Source organism: Dysosmobacter sp. Marseille-Q4140 (genome assembly GCA_018228705.1).
Taxonomy (GTDB): domain Bacteria; phylum Bacillota; class Clostridia; order Oscillospirales; family Oscillospiraceae; genus Oscillibacter.
In genome coordinates, this window is record CP073694.1 from 798,475 (window position 1) to 819,170 (window position 20,696).

Annotated in this window: 18 protein-coding genes and 1 pseudogene; all 19 read right to left on the reverse strand. The window is 55.4% G+C overall.

Translation table 11 applies throughout. From position 1 onward, the window contains the following. Nucleotides 1–168 precede the first annotated feature (168 nt). A complete protein-coding gene (locus tag KFE19_03900) occupies nucleotides 169–699 on the reverse strand; it encodes an XRE family transcriptional regulator (protein ID QUO38663.1) in 531 nt (176 codons plus the stop codon). Nucleotides 700–962: 263 nt separating this feature from the next. Continuing rightward, complete coding sequence (locus tag KFE19_03905) at nucleotides 963–1,220, reverse strand: helix-turn-helix domain-containing protein (GenBank protein QUO38664.1); 258 nt, start codon at nucleotides 1,218–1,220, stop codon at nucleotides 963–965. After that, nucleotides 1,217–2,974: a type IV secretory system conjugative DNA transfer family protein gene (locus tag KFE19_03910; GenBank protein ID QUO39516.1), complete on the reverse strand. Its 1,758-nt coding sequence runs from the start codon at nucleotides 2,972–2,974 to the stop codon at nucleotides 1,217–1,219. The genes KFE19_03905 and KFE19_03910 overlap by 4 nt, the downstream gene beginning before the upstream one ends. A gap of 38 nt (nucleotides 2,975–3,012) precedes the next feature. Beyond that, on the reverse strand, nucleotides 3,013–3,939 hold the full coding sequence (locus KFE19_03915) for a DUF3991 and TOPRIM domain-containing protein (GenBank protein ID QUO38665.1): 927 nt from the start codon (nucleotides 3,937–3,939) through the stop codon (nucleotides 3,013–3,015). Nucleotides 3,940–3,957: 18 nt separating this feature from the next. Beyond that, complete coding sequence (locus KFE19_03920) at nucleotides 3,958–5,976, reverse strand: SEL1-like repeat protein (GenBank protein QUO38666.1); 2,019 nt, start codon at nucleotides 5,974–5,976, stop codon at nucleotides 3,958–3,960. After that, nucleotides 5,958–6,395 (reverse strand): hypothetical protein, encoded by a 438-nt coding sequence (locus KFE19_03925; protein QUO38667.1) that lies wholly within the window; start codon nucleotides 6,393–6,395, stop codon nucleotides 5,958–5,960. Before KFE19_03925 ends, KFE19_03920 begins: the two co-directional genes overlap by 19 nt. A gap of 374 nt (nucleotides 6,396–6,769) precedes the next feature. Further along, nucleotides 6,770–7,870 (reverse strand): hypothetical protein, encoded by a 1,101-nt coding sequence (locus KFE19_03930; GenBank protein QUO38668.1) that lies wholly within the window; start codon nucleotides 7,868–7,870, stop codon nucleotides 6,770–6,772. After that, nucleotides 7,867–8,601, reverse strand: a complete 735-nt coding sequence (locus KFE19_03935) for a hypothetical protein (GenBank protein ID QUO38669.1) — start codon at nucleotides 8,599–8,601, stop codon at nucleotides 7,867–7,869. The genes KFE19_03930 and KFE19_03935 overlap by 4 nt, the downstream gene beginning before the upstream one ends. An 18-nt stretch (nucleotides 8,602–8,619) precedes the next feature. Further along, entirely contained in the window at nucleotides 8,620–8,985 is a 366-nt protein-coding gene (locus KFE19_03940; GenBank protein ID QUO38670.1) for a DUF3846 domain-containing protein, read from the reverse strand. Beyond that, complete coding sequence (locus tag KFE19_03945) at nucleotides 8,978–9,244, reverse strand: hypothetical protein (protein QUO38671.1); 267 nt, start codon at nucleotides 9,242–9,244, stop codon at nucleotides 8,978–8,980. The genes KFE19_03940 and KFE19_03945 overlap by 8 nt, the downstream gene beginning before the upstream one ends. Before the next feature lie 22 nt (nucleotides 9,245–9,266). Beyond that, nucleotides 9,267–10,463, reverse strand: a complete 1,197-nt coding sequence (locus KFE19_03950) for a hypothetical protein (protein QUO38672.1) — start codon at nucleotides 10,461–10,463, stop codon at nucleotides 9,267–9,269. Further along, on the reverse strand, nucleotides 10,418–11,260 hold the full coding sequence (locus KFE19_03955) for a hypothetical protein (GenBank protein QUO38673.1): 843 nt from the start codon (nucleotides 11,258–11,260) through the stop codon (nucleotides 10,418–10,420). The genes KFE19_03950 and KFE19_03955 overlap by 46 nt, the downstream gene beginning before the upstream one ends. A gap of 59 nt (nucleotides 11,261–11,319) precedes the next feature. Then, nucleotides 11,320–13,137: pseudogene (locus KFE19_03960) on the reverse strand (type VI secretion protein). Beyond that, nucleotides 13,130–13,729 carry a hypothetical protein gene (locus tag KFE19_03965; protein ID QUO38674.1) on the reverse strand — a complete coding sequence of 200 codons (600 nt, stop codon included), beginning with the start codon at nucleotides 13,727–13,729 and terminating at the stop codon, nucleotides 13,130–13,132. Before KFE19_03965 ends, KFE19_03960 begins: the two are co-directional and overlap by 8 nt. Beyond that, complete coding sequence (locus KFE19_03970) at nucleotides 13,726–13,989, reverse strand: hypothetical protein (GenBank protein QUO39517.1); 264 nt, start codon at nucleotides 13,987–13,989, stop codon at nucleotides 13,726–13,728. Before KFE19_03970 ends, KFE19_03965 begins: the two co-directional genes overlap by 4 nt. A 64-nt stretch (nucleotides 13,990–14,053) precedes the next feature. Beyond that, a complete protein-coding gene (locus tag KFE19_03975) occupies nucleotides 14,054–14,239 on the reverse strand; it encodes a hypothetical protein (protein QUO38675.1) in 186 nt (61 codons plus the stop codon). 294 nt (nucleotides 14,240–14,533) lie between these two features. Next, complete coding sequence (locus tag KFE19_03980) at nucleotides 14,534–15,439, reverse strand: hypothetical protein (GenBank protein ID QUO38676.1); 906 nt, start codon at nucleotides 15,437–15,439, stop codon at nucleotides 14,534–14,536. An 83-nt stretch (nucleotides 15,440–15,522) separates the two neighbouring features. After that, on the reverse strand, nucleotides 15,523–15,858 hold the full coding sequence (locus KFE19_03985) for a DUF3852 domain-containing protein (protein ID QUO38677.1): 336 nt from the start codon (nucleotides 15,856–15,858) through the stop codon (nucleotides 15,523–15,525). 59 nt (nucleotides 15,859–15,917) lie between these two features. Continuing rightward, nucleotides 15,918–20,687: a hypothetical protein gene (locus tag KFE19_03990; protein ID QUO38678.1), complete on the reverse strand. Its 4,770-nt coding sequence runs from the start codon at nucleotides 20,685–20,687 to the stop codon at nucleotides 15,918–15,920. Between the last annotated feature and the right edge of the window lie 9 nt (nucleotides 20,688–20,696).

Genomic DNA, 20,696 nt, shown 5'->3' on the forward strand with positions numbered 1-20,696 from the left:
CCAGGAGTCTCGTTTTCGTATCCATCGCTGTCACCTCGCTGCGGAAACTTCACAGGAGCGTCTGCTCTCTCTGTTTGATGGTATTCTAACATCCCGCCCATGCAGCTTCCAGCATCGGATTGGCAAATTAAGGTGCGCTATTTTCACTGCCGCAGCAAAATACCCGACTCAATTCCTCCCCCGCTCTGCCCGTCGGCGCTCATAGGCCTCATACTGCTCAGCATTGATGGCGCCAGTGGCCAGCATCCGCTCCGACCACAGCTGCAGTGTCTCCACCGCGATTGATATACGCTCCAGCTCTTCTCGGATGTGGATAAAGTCCTCCAGCTCATCATCGCTGATGACTCCGTCGGCAGTGATCTCGATTAGCCGTTCCTTACGCCGATTCATAGAGTTGAGGGAAGCCAGCATCTCCAAAACAATCTGGGAGAGGTCCTTGATCTGCACCTCCGGCACATACTCCTGCCCGATAGGGCACTGGTTGGCGCAGTAGTAGTTGCACAGCCCCGGCTGTTTGTACTTGTCCGCCATGGTCAGCACCTCGTCCGGGTGGGGCAGGGACCGCTCGTTCTCGATCTTTTCAATACGCTCCGGCGGGATGGTCTCCAAAAGTTCGCCGGCAGCTTCACGGGTCAGGCGTAGTGCTTCGCGTGTAGTCTGGTAGATATTCTTATTCTCTTTCGTAGATACTCTCCCCATAGCCAGAACCTCACAAATGCAAAATCTAAGTGCATTATATGTGGTTCTAGCAAGAAAAGCAATTGCCGTTCCTCAACTTCCTATTTGGATATCCCTTCTCTCATTAAGCTGGGAACTTTTATCAGAAATTCACATCTTACCCATGTTGTTATCCTCTGAATATAATCGTACCTTCTATTGGGTCTTCTGGGTGGGCCATGATGACCCGGCCCCCGGTCCAGCTAATGAGCGCAATCCCCCCTTGGCGGGGGATGCGCTCTTTTTCACAGCAGCCGATAGAGGTTGGAGGTACAGCCACCGTTTTTTCGATACCGTGGTTTTTTCTCTACGCGCCCCTGGTGAACAAGATCGCCAAGGGCACGTTTCACTGTGGAGCGGGATAGACCAAGATCTGATGCGATGGTATTGATGGCATACCAGCTCTCTCCCTCCTTGTTAGCGCGGTCGTGGAGATACATACAGACCGTTTTGGCACGGGGAGACAGCTCATGGTCCGCATAGACCACATCGAAATAGCTCATATCATCCCCTCCCGCTTGGTGTTATAGATCCCGCGGCCTGACCTGCTGGCCATGATGCTGTTGACCAGGTCCTCCTTATTGGCATAGGCAATTTTACGATTGGCTCTCTCCGGCATTTGGTAAGGTTCGTCGAATGTGATGCCCCAGTCCAGGAAGAGAGGCAGCCTTGTCTGCATAGGATGGGTACCGGTTTTCATCACGATGAAATGCCCCTTCGGAATGGACTTCAATTCATCCGGTGACATCAGTGGTCGCTCCATCATCTGCAGCGACTGGCTGGGATCATTTTTTCCTCTGGAAACACTGCCGGAGAGGACTGTGCGGTTTCCCAAGGCACGAGACACAGACTCCGCAGTTTCGCTTTGAGGGGTAAAGCCGCCGGCAACCGTCAGCTGGCAGTTATCGATCAGGATTTCGCTGCCCGTTTTCTTATAGTTGTCCTCCAGCTGCGCGACGCTCTGAATGATGGGCACCATCGTCAGCTTCCGGGATCGGCCAGCTGAGAACAGTGCCATGACATCGAATGGCGGCATGGTACCGAACTCGTCACAGAAAAACACGACTCGGTTCTTCAGCTTTCCTTCATTCCTATCCGCAATGGCAAACAGCTCGTTGGATAGGTTCTGAATCATGAGTGTCGCCATGAAGTTTTTCGTCCGATCTTCTTCCGGCAGGATCAAAAAAATCGCACATCTTTCCGAGGCAAAGGTCTCCGCATCAATGGAGTTATCAAAACAGAGTATCTGCTCCATCTCGGTATCCAGGAACGCATTGAGACGGGACAGGATCGTGGACATGACGGATGCCATGGTCTGGTCCGAGGCGTTGAGGGCAGAGCCCGCCAGCCATCTTGCCTTGTGCGTCGGTGGGAGCAGATCCATGAGCGCCTGGAATCCATTTTTCTCCTGGTTAAATTGGCTGGGCGCCAGAAGATCCTGTGTCAGCTTAAATACCGAGATGATGTGCCGCACATCGGCCTCGCCCTTTTTAGGGGGGAGGAATTCCGACAGGAGCAGCGTCATGGCAGCAAGAGCGCCTTCTGCGGCATCGTAAAAATATGCGTTCTCACCAAATTGCCCAGATTCACCGCCTTGATTGATGATCGTCTTTGCAAGGATCTTCGCATACTTTTCTGCCTTGGCCTTATATCCCCAATTGTCCGGCTCCGCCCTCGCTTTGTCTGAATATCGGTTGATCAGCGTCAGGAGACTGTCTCCATCCGATCGCGTAGGGTTCCGTAGGTCAATGATGGAGATTTTGTAACCGTAGTATTTTTTGGCAATGGTTGCGTAGTTCCTAGCCAAATCTCCCTTGCTGTCCAGGGCTAGAAAGCTCATTCCCGTGGCACAGGTGTATTCCAGATTAGGATACAAAAAATAAGCTGTTTTACCGGCGCCGCTGGCACCGATCATCAGACAGTGGATGTCGTCTCCATCCACAATCGCCTTCATGCATTTGTGCTTCTGGAGAGCGAGCCGCTCCACATGAATGGTGATTTTTTTCTTTCTGATCTTGAACTCGATGGGAGTCGGGTTCCTCCCCACGCTGCCTGCGATGATGCCCTGTACCTTTGGCAGGTCTTTTCCTCTGCGCCAAGCCTGTGGATCATAGCGCACCAAGTGATAGGTACGTTGGATCTCCTGCTTGGTCGCCCATCGCGCTGTCCCGTGCTGCCCATCGCCCACAGTGCGGCTTTTGATGTTCAAGGTGTAGTGCTGGGAGATCATAGACAGTCCGGCAATCACAATCACCATGACAACAGCAAAGCCGATCAGGGTCCATGCGCTTTCGTTCACCTGCTCATCGCCCCCATCATCATTTCCGGTGAGCGATCCTGAGACATAGCGCAGAGGTCGTCATTCCAATCCTTCTCAGCGGAAATCTCCCGCCGGATCGTGACATTGTATTTTTCCGTGAGCTGCTTCTCCATCCGCCGGCAGGCTTTATGGCCAGCCTCGTCATTGTCCAGGCACAGCACCACCTCCTCCGGCCGCGCCATCCGATCCAGGCACGTAATCACCGGAATGGCGGATGTACCACAGCAGGCCACATAGCTATGATCCTGCCAACGGTCTGGGTGTAGGGAGATGTACGACAATAAATCAATGGGCGCCTCAAACACATAGAGACGCCCATCCTTACCGTCATAGTGAAAGCTGTATCTGGGATCACACCCCTCCACGTTCAGGCGGAAGGGATCGCCCCAGCTATTGGTGCTGCGCATGTGCGCGTGCTTTGCAGTGCCATTTTCGTCCCTGCCCACGAATACGGCGTTGTGATGATCTGCATCCTCATAGAGCAGCCTGGCTCTCACAAACTCGATCAGCACAGCCCGGTCAATATGGCGCCGCCGGAGCAGATATGCAAAAGTTCGCCGCATATTTGCGTTTTCCGGAGGCAAGGCAAACGGCTTCGACTGCACATCTTTCTTCTTCGCCGTCGGAAGCTCCTGTCCGAAATTCCCGCCTATCAGTTCCCGCATCGCCTCCGGAAAGGACATGTTGTAGTGGATGCGGAGAAAGTCAATCGGATGCCCACCGGCCTGTGCCTCATGGTCGAACCACTCGTTGCCGCGAATCGTGATGCTACGATCTGACGCCAGGCGTTTTTCCCGTCCAGAGGGGAGCAGCTTCTCTCCCCTCCGGAGCAGGTACGCCTCCAGATCCACATCATTTGCCTGTCGTTTCTGTTCCTCTGTGAAATAAACAAAGGTCCCCATATGGAGATTCCTCCTCTCTTAGAAATTCATGCGGGGCTCCTCATGATCATCCGGCATGTGGCCCATAGCGATCCGCAGTTCCTGCAGCTCCCGCCACCGCTTCCGGTCGATCTGGAGTCCCTGAAAGACCTGATCCTGTTTGCAGTTGTGCTCGAAGATCCGGCTCATGTGGTGGAGCATCCTGGTGACTGCCATCGCCGCTGGCAGGAAGGGCACCCGTTCCGGCTCCTTCGTCAGTGCCTCGGCGCGGCTGTCCCCCTGTGCGGCGGCCCGGCCCAGCAGCTCCATGGCAAGATCCCGGTCATGCAGGACGCCGGTCCCCAGCAGATGCAGTCTGCCCAGGGCATACTGCGCCGCTGGATTTCCTTGCTTTGCCGCGCGCTCCAGCCAGTGCGCAGCCTCCTCCGGCTTTCCCTGCTTGAGCAGCAGAGCGGCCAGGGCATTCTGCGCGAAGGGATTCTCCTTTTCGACAGCCAGCCGGAACCAGTGTTCCGCCTCCGCATCGTCTGCCTCCACACCGAGGCCGTTGGCATACAGCCTTGCAATCCGATACTCTGTCTGGCTGCTGGGCATCGCCTGCTCCTTTTCCCGGAAGACTGCCAGCGCCTTTGCATACCACTCCCGCGCCTTTTCCGGGTCGGGATCACTGTCCGGCAGAAGGCCCTCACGGTAGATATGGCCTAGGTCACACATGGCCTGGGCGTTTCCATCCTTGGCCTCCAGCAGAAGAAGACGGTACGCGCGCTCGTAATCCGGCGGTGTGGTGTCACTGCCGCGGAGGTATTTTTTGGCTGTCCAATACCGCCGTTCCCTGCTGAACAGGGACGGCGCTTCGCTGTCATCTTTCTTCGGCTTCTCCGTCCCCGTGACATCTGGCTCGATCTCACCTGCGATCTCATCTGACTCTGACTGGACCAGCTCCTTCGACATCCGCAGCGTCTCCCGGATGACCATGTTGCGCACGCTCTTGAATTCCTTCTGTGCGGACAGCGGAAGGCGCGGCGGGAGGTCCTTCGAATATGTGCTGAGGACTTTCTCCCGCAACTGCTGCCAGAGCTCATAGGCATGGGAGACATGCGGGTCCTGGGCCAGCTCCTCAACGATCTGATCCACCGTGAGCTTCACATCGGGCGGTAGGTAGCCATAGACCTTTTTCCCTTTGACGTGACGGAGCTGCTCGTCCAGCTCCAACGTCAGCTTTTCCAGCCGCTTGTTCTGGATGGTGCCGCTGGCCATCTGCCGGATGGATTCCACCATGGCGTTCGCCGCTTCCTTTCCAAGCTGATCCCGCCACATCGTCTGCTCCTCATAGACACTGATGAGCTCCTGACGGTAGATCTGCCGGGCGAATACTGACTTAAGCTGCCGGATGCCCTGCTTTGTGAGATACCCCTCTTGGGGATCAGTGGAGAATACCACCATGTGGATATGGACGCTTTTCTCCTTCTGGTGAAAGGCCGCATACCACCGGAGGTGGTCCGGGTGGATCTTGAAAGCGTGGGCAATATCGCAGATGTTCGCGTTGACCAGCGCCTGCCAGTTGGCGGCGTTATCATAACTCAATCGCTCTGCGTCTTCCCGGCGCAGTGCGATCACCGGCGTCCACACATTACCGGGATGCTCCGCCACCTCCCGGACTGCAGCCGCGAGATTATGCACCTTCCCACGCGCGTCCCACAGGCCGTGTTCACCCGACAGCTGGACGCCGGGTCGATGAGCAATGTAGTCCAGGAAGTTTTCCCGCTGATCCAGGGACTCCACGAAGCTCTCCCGCACTTGACGGATGAACTCATTGGCTCGTTCTCTCGTTGGCTGATCCCGGTAGTCGTCATACTCCAGCAGGTCCTCAGCCTCTGGGAAGGTGCGGAGGAGACGCCCGATATATGCCTGCTGTTTTTTCGTGGCAGGGAATCCGCCGTGCTGATCTGTCAGCAGCTCCACTCCTTCTCTTGTGGCGACGTATCGCATTCGGTGAGCGAGATGCGCCGCATCCCTACCACCCTTGAGATAGGGCGCGATCAATACGATCCGTGCCATGTGCCGTCATCTTCCAACCGGCGCTGCTGATCCAGCGCATCGTCGAAGCTGATCTGACCATTGGTGCGCATCACTTCGTCCACGGCATAGCCGCGCAGCTCGCGGCGGTTGATGGGGGCCGTATGGAAGTGCGCGGCGATGGTATGTCCCATCATATTCATTTCCACACACCACTTGAAAATCAGACTGCGGAGACGGTTGGCGTTGTCGGCCACAATCCCGCGAAGTGTGTCCACCAGAGCGTGGGACAAAAACTCGGAGGTATCCTCCGATGCCAGATACCCCATATAGAACCGGAGAGCCTTCTCCGTGAACTCACCCCGACTCTTGCAGTTGTCCGATTCCAACCAGCCATCCATACGGCTGACAAGGCCCGGTTTCAGCCAAACTGTGATTTTGATTCGTTTTTCTTCTTCCATAGCATCTCCTTTTACCACGGCGGTGAAAAAGGCAGTCAAAGCCTTGAAACACCGGCATTTTTGAAATCCACCACCGCTGTAAAAATCGGAAAGCCCGAAAACCGACGGCGGTGTCCAAATCGCTGAAAGCCCCGCACTGCGGGGCTTTGTGGCCGGACCGCCGTGTTTACCACGGCGGTCCTTTATCTAGTACTTTTTTCGGCCGGCTCTCAGGGGGCCAAACGCCCCTGAAAACCGTTCCAAACAGGGCATTGAGCCCCAGCAGGTCCCCTTACCTCACCCCAGGGCTTTCTCGGCTGCACAGGGCCCGACAGGGCCTAGCAAAGGGGAAGGCTGACCATCGGTCAGAAGGAGCCTCTCGCGCAGGGCCAGTATCATGGTCCTTTCATCTGCAGCTCCGGCCCCTTGGGCTTGGGCGCCGACTGAACCTGCTTCATCTCCTCCTGCCACTGTTTTCGGACATCCGCCAGCGGCATCTCCATCTCCTGCTGGCAGTATGCATCCATCTTCCGCAGCAGCCAGCCACGCTCATCCTCGTTGAGTGGATAGATGCAGTCGTCGTTGGAGCCGTCGCCTCGGCACAGCGTCACCTGCAATGCAGGACACACCTCGCCAGTCCGCAGATCGTATTCCGCATAGACGTTCACATAGTCGTCGTTCTCCATACTCGTCACGCTTGTCCCGAACACAGCGTCCGGATCGAACACTGCCGGCATGTAGAAATTCAGGACATGACCGTACTCACTGATCTCTCCATCAAACGAGATCTCGAAGGGTTTGAGCCGCCTGCTGCCGCACAGCACCTGTGGCTCCTCCACCTTGGCCTGCTCCATTTCACACCGGAGCTCCTTGCCGTCCAGTCGGTCCAGGAAGATCCGCCAACGGTCAGAATTCGTCCGTCTTTGTTTGCGGAATGCGAAATAGGCAGCGCTGCACACATCCTTGGCCGCGTATGTCTGCCACCCCTTGTCGATATGTACAGCGGAGAAGGTTCCCTGATCCAGATCGATATCGAATGCACCTGTCACCCGGCCAGAGTTGGTGAACCGCTCATCCACGTATGCTTCGAATTCAGCGGGAGTCAGATCCACGCGCTTCCGAAACGAATACGCAAAGCTCTTGCCTTGACTGGGCTGGTCCTGCATGGACCGGACATAGTTTCGGAGGAGACAACCGGCATCCAGAAACTCGATACTATTGTTGATAAGGAAACGAGTTTCCTCTCCATGTTCTTTGATGTGGAAGATAGCGAAGTGTCTGGATGCTTCCCATTTTGCATGATCTGCTGCCTTCTCCTCTTCAATCCTGCGCGCTACCTGAGCCCGAACATCAGAGGGGACCATCTCCTCGTAGGCTTTGTCCACTTGCTGCTGCAGATACTCCGTCACGGTTAAGCCCTTTTCCTTGAGGGCATCGCTCAACGCCGCCTCCTCATACTCATTCAGCCAGAGGTCCAGTTCCACAGACCCACTCATCGTTTCATTCCTCCCTCCATGCCGCCCATCCGCAGGCCGGTCATCTTCTGCCGCTCCAGCCAGAGCGGGTTATAGTCCACGGTCACTTCCCGTTGGTCGGTATCGAAGGTAATCTTCGCTGCCACCGCCGGACACTGTGCAAAGGCACTTTCCATTGCTCGGATCAAGCTCGGCCTGCGCTGGTCCAGGATTCTCCTTCCCGATGGCGCATCGACATCCACCTGCAAATCCGCCGTGAGGTTCTTCAGCGCAAAGGCCGTGGTGGTGTCGTGCTGTCCTGCATACTCCACCGCGCGGTGGAGTGCATCGCCCGGAGAGAAGGAACCGAAGTACGTGGTACAGAATTTCTCCTCCCTGCCATGATCTTGAATCGAGCAGACCGCCAGCGGGCTGAGTGCTCCATTGTCAACCCTGCGCGCATTAAAAAATCCCATGAGCCATCCTTCATAGGCCATCTGCTGTACCTGATCTACCGGAACGCCGCCCTGTACGCAAATTGCAGCGGCCACCATTTCATCCGGCAGGATCATATTTTGTTCGTCAATCATCTTCGGGATGCTCGCCAGGGTATCCTGCCCGAAATTATTTGCAACGAACCGCAGGCTCGCCAGATACTCCTCATAGAAGACGATCTCGTTCTCCTCCGCAAAGTCGATCAGCCTTTTCGCCAGCTGCGGGTCAGGCGAAGGGAGAACCTCGTCAAGCTCCCGCTGAAATTCATATTGATCCATGGGTACCTCCATTATGTATCACATTCTGATGATCCTGAAGCCGAATGCATCCTGCACGTCCTTCTGCGTGAGGGCCTCCGGCTGCGCAAACTGCTGCTGGAAGTGGGCGAGGTCCTCCTGACTCAAAGAGCAGAGGTTCCCCTCGAGGTCGCTGTTTGCCAGGAAGAACGTTCCCGCGATCACGTCCTGGCCGACCCTTCGATTCGGCTCCAGCCCCAGCAGTTTCCCTTCCTCGTTACACACCAGGCATGCCCCCTGATAATCAACGATCTCAATGTGACCGCCCACCAGCTCCTGCATGGCTCTCAGTGTGTTGGGAATGGTAATCTGCTCAGGCGCCTTGCCAGGCTCCACCTTCAATACGGTGATCTCATTTTCATTCATGATGCTGTTCCGCTCCCGGTTCAATAGGAGCTTCCTCCTTCTTTATTTCTTTTTGAGGCCGGGGACGCCTGGGCCTGGCAGCGGGTGGATTTTTCCGCTCCAGGTACTCCCGCACTGCCTCCGGCACCTTCTCCTCATAGAGTTGCTGGAGCGACTCTGCCATCTTCTTTTTCACTGTAGTCCGCTCCTTTTGCAGGCAGTATTCCAATGCCTCCAGCTTGTCCGCCTCAAAGGACAACTCGATACTGACCTTTTCCATATCTGCTCGTCAGCTCCTTTCCTCAGTCATAGCTGATATATGGGATCTCCAACCATGCAGTCCAGTTGCGTTGGCTGAGCTGCGTCTTGACGACACCGTACTTGGTACCCATAGCCTCAATGACCTGCCCATTGCCAATGTAGACGCCGATGTGTCCGCTGTGCCAGACAGCGAGACCCGGAACCTCCGGGATGGTGTCAATGCTCCCCTTCACCTTTGCGTTGCGGTACATGGCATCCGCACCGATGTCCGGCATCCCGTTGGTTCCATATCGGATGGTGAGCGCATCTGCGTCCAGCCACCCATACCCTTTGATCAGGCCCACGCAGTCCGCAGTCCGGCCTCCCAGCCAGTTGGAGCGAATGAACTCCTCATAGTTGCCCACGCCCTCCGGGTACTGTCGAAGCTTGGACTCGAAGAGCGACTCTGTCAGCGTCTGGCCGAAGGTCCCCCAGACATAGCCCCAGCCAGATTCCCATGCATGGGTCACATAGACCACCAGATCCTCGGCATTCTTGGTGTTCGGGTCCGCGAACTGTGAGACATCCAGCTCCGTTATCCTGGCCCCGCCATACTCGATCTCGCCGGTGTAATCTCCGTCGGCACCGTAGGCGATCCGATCGTAGACCGCTCTGGCATTGGCCTCCAGATCCTCCGTCACCGGATATCCGGCATCCGCGAGTTTTTCATAGGCGGTATCCAAGTCCACAGCGATCGCCACGGTGTATGTTTCCTCTGTGTATATCGTCTCCCCAGTGTTCGGGTCCGAGCCGGAAGCCACTGTTCGGGTCCGCGTCTCATACCGAACAAAGCAATCCGCAAATGCGCGGGCTTCTCCCGCAGACAGGTTGGGGTTCTCGCCGCCGAAACACAGAGAGAAAAAAGTGGCTTTGACCATGGCGCCGTCCAGCGTGCCGGACTCCATCTGACTGTTGACCTCCGCCACCGCGTTGTCCAGAGCTCCCAGGCAGTCCTGCATAGCATGCACTTGGGCGGTATACTCCGTGCTCATGGTCGTGGGTACGGGGCCTCCGTTGAACACCAGATCCACCACAGCGTTGTTATGCTGTGTGGTCCCGGAGAGCAGGGACAGCAAAAATGCCACCACCAGGATCAGCGGAACAAAGATTGCGGCAACAGCGTATCCGATCCGCTTCCTGGCCTGCTCGTCACTCAGGAGCAGCGCTGCTTTTGCGGCAAGGATCGCGGGTCCTGCCATTGAAGGTCACCTCCTTCCATTTCACAGGAGCAGGGCCGTTCCTCCGGGACAAAGGCATCCGGCAGCGCCAGCTGCGCCTGATCGGATACAATAAAGTCCCGCCATGCAAAATCCCGGCCCAGTCCTTTTACTGTGATGAGACTTGGCCTGGCATTGTCCTCCATTGCCAAGGCTCGTTCCAGCAGGTCCGGGTACTGATGGTAGAGCGCCCGGATCTCCCGCTTCTTCATGGAGGGGCAGAAAAAGCAAGAGGACTTCCCCGGTAAGGGAAGCCCCGCGTCCTGGATGGCCTGTACACAATCATCCCTGTGCCAGCCCCACTCCATCAAAGGATATTCCTTTTGATACTTTTTATCAGCCAGGTCATGCTCTCTGGCCCCCTCCCTCCGTCGGGCTTCCCCAGCGTCATACCCGATCATCTTAACCACACGCTCACCGCGACTCCAGGTTTCCAGACAAGGAGGGTAGTGATTGCAGAACCTGTCCTGAGGCGCGATCTTGTACTTTTGTGAGCACTTCTTGTGCCCATACGCGATGGAGGGAAGCGACTTTGACCGCAGGCACTCCTGCTCCAGAGTCTGCCGCCGGCCAAGACAGTCCCGATACCATACACGGGTGATGGGCGGCATTCCATGCGTTCGGAGCCAATGATCCATGATCCGGAGATACCAATAGGTATGGGGCTGCTCCCCGCCGGGGTCAGAAAAAAGGATCAGGTCCACAGGAATGCGTCGCTGCCACAGGCCAACCAGCATCGCCTTGCTGTCTGTTCCCCCGCCATAGCCTACGATAATCATTTTGGCACCGCCTCTTCCTGCTGGTTTCGAGACGGGTTTTGTCCTGTCTCCTGCCTCTTGAACAGTCTTGCCTTGTACTCCGGCGCCACCACTTTCAGAATGTGGCGGTCCGTACCGCAGCGGTACAGACACTCTCCCCTCTTGGCATTTTTGATGATCTCATATTCAAAGGACTGCAGCTGGAGATTCCGCATATAGAATTGCTGATCCACAACGCCTGCATTGAAATAAAACTGGTGCGTAGGGATGGCGAACAGCGGCCGGGTCATCTCCCGAATCCCAGGCTGATCGAAGTCCTCCAGATTCTGCGTGGCGAGAATCAGGGCGGACTCCCGCTTTCTCACCCGTTTCAGCGCATTGCGAATATACGTGATGGCGGTGGGATTGTTGAGCCACAGGTACAGCTCGTCGATGGTGGCCACGGAATTGCCCGCAGTCAGGAGCTGGCCGGACATGTAGGAGAGGATGCTGAACAGCATGGTGTCCCGCAGGTTCTGGGCTACATCATCCAGTGCCTTCACGCCGAACACCAGAAAGCGGGCGGACTGGATATTGGTATGGCCGTTAAAAAACCGGGAGTCCGCCCCCTTGCACATGGAGTGCAATCCCAGCAGCAGGTCCCGGAGGATCTCCGCCGTATAGAGCTGATGGAGACCGTTGTCATCGTAGTGGTTGTATGCATCCTCGAGAAGCTGATACAAATCGGAAAGGATCGGGTAGTCCGTGGGCCGCAGTCGGGAGAAGTCCGTGTCATCTGAGATCCCCCACTTCTGATAGAGCCGCTCCACCATGATCTCCAATGTATCAATGTGAGGTGTGTCGAAGTCCTTGTAGACCCGGAAAATGTCACGGAGGAACGAGGTATGCTGGGACAGAAGCGTTCCACGGAATGCCGGCGGAGCCTCCGGGTCATCCTCTCCCGTCCCGTCGTCCCAGCGGCGGGGTTCCAGCAGATTGATCCGGTACTGACCGCTCAGAAGGTCCAGATAGCTTCCCCCCAGATTCATACAGAAATCTTCCAGCTCATGTTCAGAGTCCAGACAGATCACTCTCTTCCCCGCCTCCAGCACGTTGCAAAGCAGGAGCTGGAGCAGGTAAGTTTTGCCCTGGCCGGAGTTACCCAGGATCGTGGCGCTGCCGCTGGTCTTGTCGCCCTCCTTTTGATCCAGGTCCACGAACACATTGGAACCATATTTCTCATGGCCAATGTAGAATCCGTGCGGGTCCGCTTTGCCGGAATAGCTGATGGGATAGAGATTGGCGATGCTGGTTGCGGGAAGGACCCGCTCCACATACGCCCCCAGCACATTCCTGCCGACGGGATTGACAGACTGAAATCCCTTGAGCTGGCAGAGAAACAAGGGGTCTGCCTGCAGTCTGCTCCGGCTGAGCATAGAGGAGACCGTCCCCTTCAGGGATTGCAGCTCATCCATGCTCTTTGCGACCAATTCCACGAATACGGTACAAGATAAGAGCGCTTCCCGCTCATTGCGCTGCTTGAGCAGCATTCCCCGCACATCTTCCAGTGTGGCCTCTGCCACCACACTCTGCTTCATCTTGGTGGCCCCCAGTTCCATCCGATTTTTGTTGCTGCTGGCCTGGATGATGGCATCCTCCTCGCCATCCGCCAGCTTTCGGGCTGTCAGTCGGATATTGACGCCGCTCATCTCACTGAGGCGATACAGGAGAGCCAGGTCCTCCGTGGTGGGCGGGTATCCTTTCAGGGCCATGGTACTGCGACAGGTAGTGCCGAAAACATAGTTCTCGGTATTGAATTTGACCGCTGCGGGGGCGATCATATCCAGGAACTCCTTCGGCCGGGGCGCCGGAGCTTTCGCAGCGGCCTTTCTTTTTTTCTTCTGTATTTTCTTAGCCACGCATGATCACCGCCTGTTCTCCATCCACATCCTCCACAGCGATCACCGCCGCATCATTCAGGTAATACACCGACAACAGCCGCTTGATATCCTCCCGCTCCGCCAATCGGACCGGGATATTTTCATTGGAAATGCTCTTTTCCATCTGATGCAGGACCACCGGATCATGGCCCTCTTTCTCCGTCACACGCAGGGCGATCACAAATTCCCGCTTGGATGCGGAAGATGCCTGGATCTCATCCAGATACTCCAGATCCAACTGCAGCAGCCGACGGATCGCCGGTTCCGTTTCCTCCTCCAGCCGGGCCTGATAGAACAGCTTGTTGCGCAGGAATGACGCACGGGAATCCAATGCCAGAAGCGTCACCTCGTCTCGATTGCTGATCAGGTTTGCCAGATTGCCGACCCGCTGCCGGATGGCATCTTCTGAGAGGACGGAGAGGTTATCCGGGCGGATCAAGAAAAACGTATAATCACCGTAAGGGGTGGATACCCCATGATCGGTGATGCTGGAAATCCCCGTGAGCTGCCGGGTGGATTGATGCCGCTGGACCTCTTTCCTTTTGTCCAGCCGCGCGAGAATCCCTTTCATCGGTCCAGCCTCCATTCATAAAATTGTTGCTGCAAAAACAGGAAGCACGCTGCTTTCCGCAGGAAATCCAGAATACTGGCATCTTCCACCTGAATGGCCAGAAAGGCATAGAGGAACGTCAGCACCAGCGGCGCCATCCCGATGCCCTGGGCCAGTGCAAGAGCAGAGAGGATCAGGCAGATGCCGATGATGGAGATATCCCTCAGCTGCCAGAGCCACAACTTAGGCTTTGCCTTTAGATTTTCAGGGTAAATAAACATGAAATTGCTCCCTTCAAACAATCAGCGCCGCCAATATCCTACCGGCGGCGCTGATTCCTGTTTCTTATTGTTCTTCGGTGGTTTTGGGCTCTGCGTCTTCTGCGATGGCCCGCTGGATGCAGTCCAGGAAAAACTCTCTTTGCTTGAGATGACGCTTCCGCAGATACTCCTTGAAGGGGTCCACCAGCTCCGTCGGCACCTGGAAGGAGAAAGTTTTTACATCCGTCTGTTCGCTCTGTTCTAATTTCATGATCCGATCCTCCATTCTGAAAAATGTTTCAATCATCCAATTCATGTAGACATCTACTGTACAGCCTCTGGCATCCTGTCGGTCTTGGATCTGCTTTCGTACGGGCTTTGGAATTTTTACACACAGGTTTGTCATTTCGCCATCCATAACTTCACTCCTTCGTTTTTTTGCAAGCAAACAATACTCGAATAAAGATGAAAAAGCTATTGACAATAACGAACAACAATTTTGTTATTTGGAAGCATATTAACTACCCACCTTCTCCCGGTCCACTGCTGACATATAGCAGTCCTTTCATGTTCCTGTCACCGCCTGTGCGACCATTCTGGTGGCATTGACAGCTGTTTGTGCCGTATAGACCGCGGACATGATGTTGGCATGTGTAGTGGTGTCCAGGCCGAACGTGCCCGCAATGCGGGGCACCTCGCCGGCTGATAGCATCAGGCCCAGGCCCAGCAAAGCATTGTCTTTAAACACCATCAGCCCCGCTACCAGGATGGTGGACTGCAAAAACGCCGTCAGGCAAAGCCCTATGACCTGCTTGATCCACTGCACGAATCCGTCTGTGTAACCTCGCGGAATGGAAAACATATAAAGGCTTCCCACTGCAATCTGGATCAGCAGAATGCCTCCCCGCTTGAGATTTGCAAAGAACACCTTTACTACTGCGTATGTCATCAGAATGATACAGAACAGGATCATGAAGGAGCTTGTCAGCACGCCCAATCCGAAATAGGAGTTGTTCAGCATTTCAGAGAGGGTATCGATTTCACTCAGCTCCTCCACGATCTCCTGTCCCACTTCTCCGATGCTGGTGCCATAGCCCGTGATCCCGGCAGAAAATGTACCTTGCAGAGAGACGGAGAGTGCATAAAGACGAACTGGGGCAATCGTGAAAAGGGACACCGCCAGAAACCCTTTGATAATACTCAACGCAGTCTGCTGGAGATTCCCCCGCCCGCCGCTGACATACATAATGCCAAACTGAAAGCATGAGACAACGACACTCACCCCGAACAGGGCCCAGGCAAGGCGGGAAAAAAACAGAACAATGGCCTGGACCCATGCCAGATCAAACAGCTCCACACCCATATTCCCCATCTGGGAAAAGAAGTTCCCGAGGAAGCCGACAATCTGACCATAAAACCAGTCCACAAGGTTATCCATGACAGTGGCAGCTACAAAATCCCAAATAAACAACTTCTGGTGTCACCTCACTCTCTAATGGGACGCACCATCATACGACGCAGGGGCCGCAGGATCGTGCGGCCCCTTAATCAATTTCACATTCCAACGATCCCCCAGATATATTTTGGTGCTGTTAAGCAGAAGATCAGGCAGGCCAGCAGGATGGCGGGCCCTGCCCACTCAAACTGATGCCCTTTTCGATAATCAAAGTACGCACTTCCCAGCTTGACAAAGAACGCGATTGCGAGAATCATGTCCAGCGCAGGAAATACCACATTATCGACGACCGTTTTGATCTGGTCAGATGCCGCATCCCATGTCTCCTCAATCGCACCCGCCACATCGCCCTCCGCCGCGAAGGCAGTGGAACCACAAACGGCAATCAGAAGGGCCAATGTCGCGGCAAGAAAAAGCAGTTTTTTGGTTTTCATACGCACCTCCAAATAGGAGAGCGCCGCCCGTATGGGCGGCGCTCTGTGTCATGAAGTTTTTAATATCCAGTCCGAGGCAGAGGCTGGGAGGCTTTGTAAATCGTGGTCACCCATCGGGAGGTGGCCATGATCCATTGTCCATTATGGACGCCGCCGACGTCTGCCTGGTTGACCACCTGGCTGCCGCCGGTCAGCCACTTGCTGGCGATACAGTATACCACCGGCGCCTCCACCTGCCGGAAATTCGAGGGCACGATTCCGAAGGACACCATGAACTCCGTCACCCGCTCACCGGAACCGAGGCCCAGCACTGCGGGGGACACATCCAGCACGTAGTTCTGCTGAGTGCTGAGATCATCCGCCAGTACCCGCCAGTTGTCGCCGCTGTAGTTGGTCTTGTAAACGATCTTGTAGTTGCCGGGTACGTTGTAGGTTCCAGTCACGATTTTGTTCAGCGCCGCAAAGGTAGGCAAGGTGTCTCTCCAGTAGAAAGACTCCAAGGCTGTAGTGGAATTGTTGGCGATACCGGTAAAATCATACCGCAGCATCTGACCAGGGACCGCTTCCACATATCCGGTCTTCTTGATGCTGACATTGGTATACAGGCTCTTGTTGGTCATGGCCGTCTTGACGATCTGCCCGGCAAACTCGATCTCCGCCTCAATGGGAGTCTTATCCAGCCCGTAAAAATCCGCAGAGCGGGATTCCACAATTTTATATCGGCCCAACGGCAGAGGTTTGGAAATCGCTACGCCATTCTTATCTGTAACGATGGTATCCACCAGATTACCGGTCCGATAGTTGTAGATCTCAAATTCCGTGTTGGGGATCGGCGTCCCTGCAGGCCAGCCGTTCATGCTGTTGTAGTCCGCAGAGGTTTTTGTGATCTGGATCTGACCGGTGATGGGGGTATTCTCCCACTCCACCAGCGTCGTCTGGCCGGATCTCACATAGACTGTTTTCCGCTCGGTATCCGGCACATAGCCTTCATTTTCCAGCTCCCGCAAGTAGTAGCGGCCACTCTCCAGATCCTCGATGTAGACATAGCCTCTATCGTCGCTGGTGTACTGGCCGATAGGCTTATTAGTGCTGTCATACAGGATGAAAGAGACACCGTAGAGTCCTTCCCCAGTGGTACTGTCCGTTTTGTGGATGAGGATGCCGGAGATTGCACGGTTGGATACGGTCAGGATCGTGGTTTTCCCGTTCTTCACCTCAAAATAATGCGGGGTATCATCCAGTTTGAAGCCTTCCGGTGCATGGATTTCAACGCCATAATAGGCCCCGTCCTCCAAAGGCAAAAATACCCGGCCATTTTCATCGGTGGTCACAGTGTCCACCAACGAGTCATCCATCCTGCGGATCTCAAAGGTGGCATTGGCCAGACGCTTTGTCTGTTTGTCCGCATCCACCTTGACGACCTCCACACCGCCGATGGGATCATTGTAAAACGTCAACGTCTGCGTGTCTTCGGGATTAACGGTCACGGTCTGCATCTGAGTGGCCGGATCAATGGTATATCCATCAATTGTCTTGGTCTCTTTTACCACGATTGTCCCGGTGATGCCGGAGATACGGATCTCACCATTGGCATCTGTGGTGTAAAGACCCAGGCTTGAAAGATGCCCATTGGCATCATCCACATAGCTGCCATCCGCGTAGGTCAATTCAAATTCAACACCGGCCAAAGGCTCCTTCGTCACAGAATTCAGCTTTCGGATGACAATGGTCCCGGCAAGCTCGTTCCAGAAGGTCAGGGTCTGGACCTCACCCTCCTTGATGAGGATACTCTGAGGCGTGCCATCCAGCACATATCCCTCCGCTGTTTTGGTCTCCCGCGCGGTGACGGTGGTGCCGGGCGTTAAGCCGGAAATGACCACTCTTCCATCTGCCCCGGTGGTATAGACACCGTTATTGGGGCCTACCACTGCGCCGGAAGAATCCGTCACCAGGAATTCCACGCCGGGCAGAGGCTCGTTCTTCGTCCCGGAAATGAATTTCTGGAGCACCAGAGTTGTCTGAGGCGTGTTGTAAAAATGCAAGGTCTGCGTGTCATTTGGATGAACGACCACTGTCTGGCTTTGGGTAGCCGGATCAATGGTGTAGCCGGGGATGGTGGCAGTCTCAGTGACCACCAATGTGCCGACTACACCGGTAATCTTGATCTGACCGTTTTTATCTGTGTAGTAGAGACCGTTGGAGGAAAGCTGCCCATACTCGTCCGCCACGAAGCTTCCGTCTGCGTATGTCACCTTGAACTCCACGCCCTCCAGCGGCTCATGGCCTGCTCCGCTGCTGTTCTTCTGAATGATCAGCGTGCCGGCAGGAGCATTTCGGAACTCCAGACGAGCGGTTTCTCCGCTTTTGATCAGGGCAGACTGGGGAGTGCCGTCCAGGAGATAGCCTGTTTTTGCTCGAATTTCCCGTACCACCACCGTGGTTCCAGGAGTAATGCCGTCGATCAGGATCTCGCCTGCGCTATTGGTCGTATACTTCCCGTTGGCGTTGCCGAGATAGTTTCCGGCACTGTCGGTCACCAGGAATTCCACATCAGAAAGCGGCTCATGCTTATCGTCATTGCTGACCTTCGTGATCAGCAGAGAGCCCAGAGGCGCATTGCCGAAGCGCAGCGTCACCACGTCCTGGTCCTTGCCGGAGATATAGACGGTCTGGGGTTCCGAATCAATGATATGGCCGTCCGGGCTTTCCAGTTCCTGACAGATATATATGCCCTCACGAAGTCCCGTAACAGTAAAGGAGCCATTGGCCGACGTGGTGTAGGTTCCGATCACCGTGCCGCCGGTACCGGATGTCTCGCCGCTGAGATAACGCAGTTCAAAGCGCGCTCCTTCGAGGGCGGCTCCTGTCTTTGAATCGTACTTATAAACGACCAATGCTGACAGAGGTACGTTGTCCACAACCAGTTCCTTGCTGGCGCCGCCTTCCAGATAGAATTCGTAAACGCCGTCCCCCTGGATGGAGAATCCTGTGCTGGGTTCCTCCTCCACCACCTTATACCATCCTCGGTTGATATCGGTGAGAACGATTTTGCCGTCAGAGTCGGTATAGTAGGTGCCCAGATCGTGCATCTCTCCGGTTTCGGTGTGATCGCTGCCATAGTAGATGTGGAAGCGTGTATCTTCCAGAGGATCTTTCGTCACCGAATTGCGCTTCAGAATGGTCAGGGAGGGTTTGACGGCGTTGAAGAACGTGACCGTCTGTGTTCCGCCCGCCTCAAGGGAAATGGTCTGGGGAATATCGCAGAGGATCACATTCGAGGGTACGTTCACCTCTGTGATCTCATAGCTGCCCACAGGCACCTCCAGGAAAATACGGCCCTGCTCGTCCGTGGTGGCGGAGGTGGAGTAGTCGCCATCGATCTGTTCAATTTTGTAGGTCACACCCTCGATGGGGCTGTTATCGGCAATGTTTTTCTTCAAAATCTCAAGGCCCGGTTTCTGGTAGTCCTGGAACCGGGCTTCCGTGGTCTTTCCGGGTCGGAGTGCCACAGTCTGCTCGGTATGGCAGAGAACGTAAGGCGACGGAACCGATTCCTCGCGCAGAACGTAAACACCGGCGGGCAGAGATTCCAGCGTGGCTGTTCCGTCTTTTCCTGTGGACACGGAGGTAGAATAGCTGCCGGTTACGGATTTGACAGAAATCACCGTATTGGGGACTGGTTCTCCGGAAAGTGCGTCCGTTTTGATGATTTCCAAATTAGGGAGTTCCTCATCCTCCGCTGTGACAGTGTACTGCTTGTCTCCATCGGTGACATCCACATAGACACTGTGGGGCGTAGGGTCCAGCGCGAAGCCCTCCGGAGCCTCTCGCTCCACGAAGGTCCACAGTCCCTTGGTAACATCGTTTACCTCGATGATTCCCCCATTGGACGTCACATCGCTGCCAACGATCTGACCGTCCCGATAGATGTTATAGACGGCGCCATCCAGGCCCCGGTCTGTTCCTGCCTGCACCTTCTTAAAGGTGATGTCGCCATCCCCAGCGACCGGGGGATCGTCAGGGTCACCAGGCTGTGGGTTATCATTGGTAATTACTTTTCGTGTAGAATGATAAGCCGCAAATGCCTGTCGGCCGGAGACGCTGGAGGTTGCCAGGACCGCCCATTTGGAGCTGTTATCCTCCACAATGGAGGCCTGGATACCTTGTTCAGCGTATTCCTCTACCTGTGCCTGCAATTCCGCATCCTCGTTGGCTTTCTGACCCAGGAGCCAGTTGTAATACCCCACATACTGGTCGTAGGTATCCTGATTGGCGAAGCCGCCGGCATCGATGTCGCCGGAAGGGTCACCGCCCGCGGACTTGTCGCTCTGGTTGTCCCAGATATAAGTCTGCAACGCCATGAACAGACTGCCGGGGATCTCGCCGGTGTAGTCCGCAATATAGGACATCATCCACTTGACGTTCTCCTGCGTGACCGCATCCATCTCACCAAGGCCAGTCTTGGCGACCATTTCACTCCAGAGCGCATCAGCGTCTGTGCCGGTGGCAGAGCGGTAGGTATAAGACTTGAGGAAGGACTCCGTTCCATAACGATAGGAATAACCAAGGTCCATACAATAGAGCTGTCTGCCTGCTGCGGTAGGCGGCCGGTAGCTGTATGTCTGGCCGGATGCGGTCAGGCGGGTCGTCCAGAGGTTTGGGTCCGTCACCGGCGTGATCCCAACGCCGGTGGACTCTGCTGCAAAAGCCGCTGTTGGGAACAGTGACAAAATAGTCAGCAGGGTCAGAAAAAGGGATACGAGTTTCTTTTTCATAAGTGCCCTTTCCGCACGTGACAGGCGGGCAGCCCACTCGAAAGGCCGCTGCATCCCCCCTGT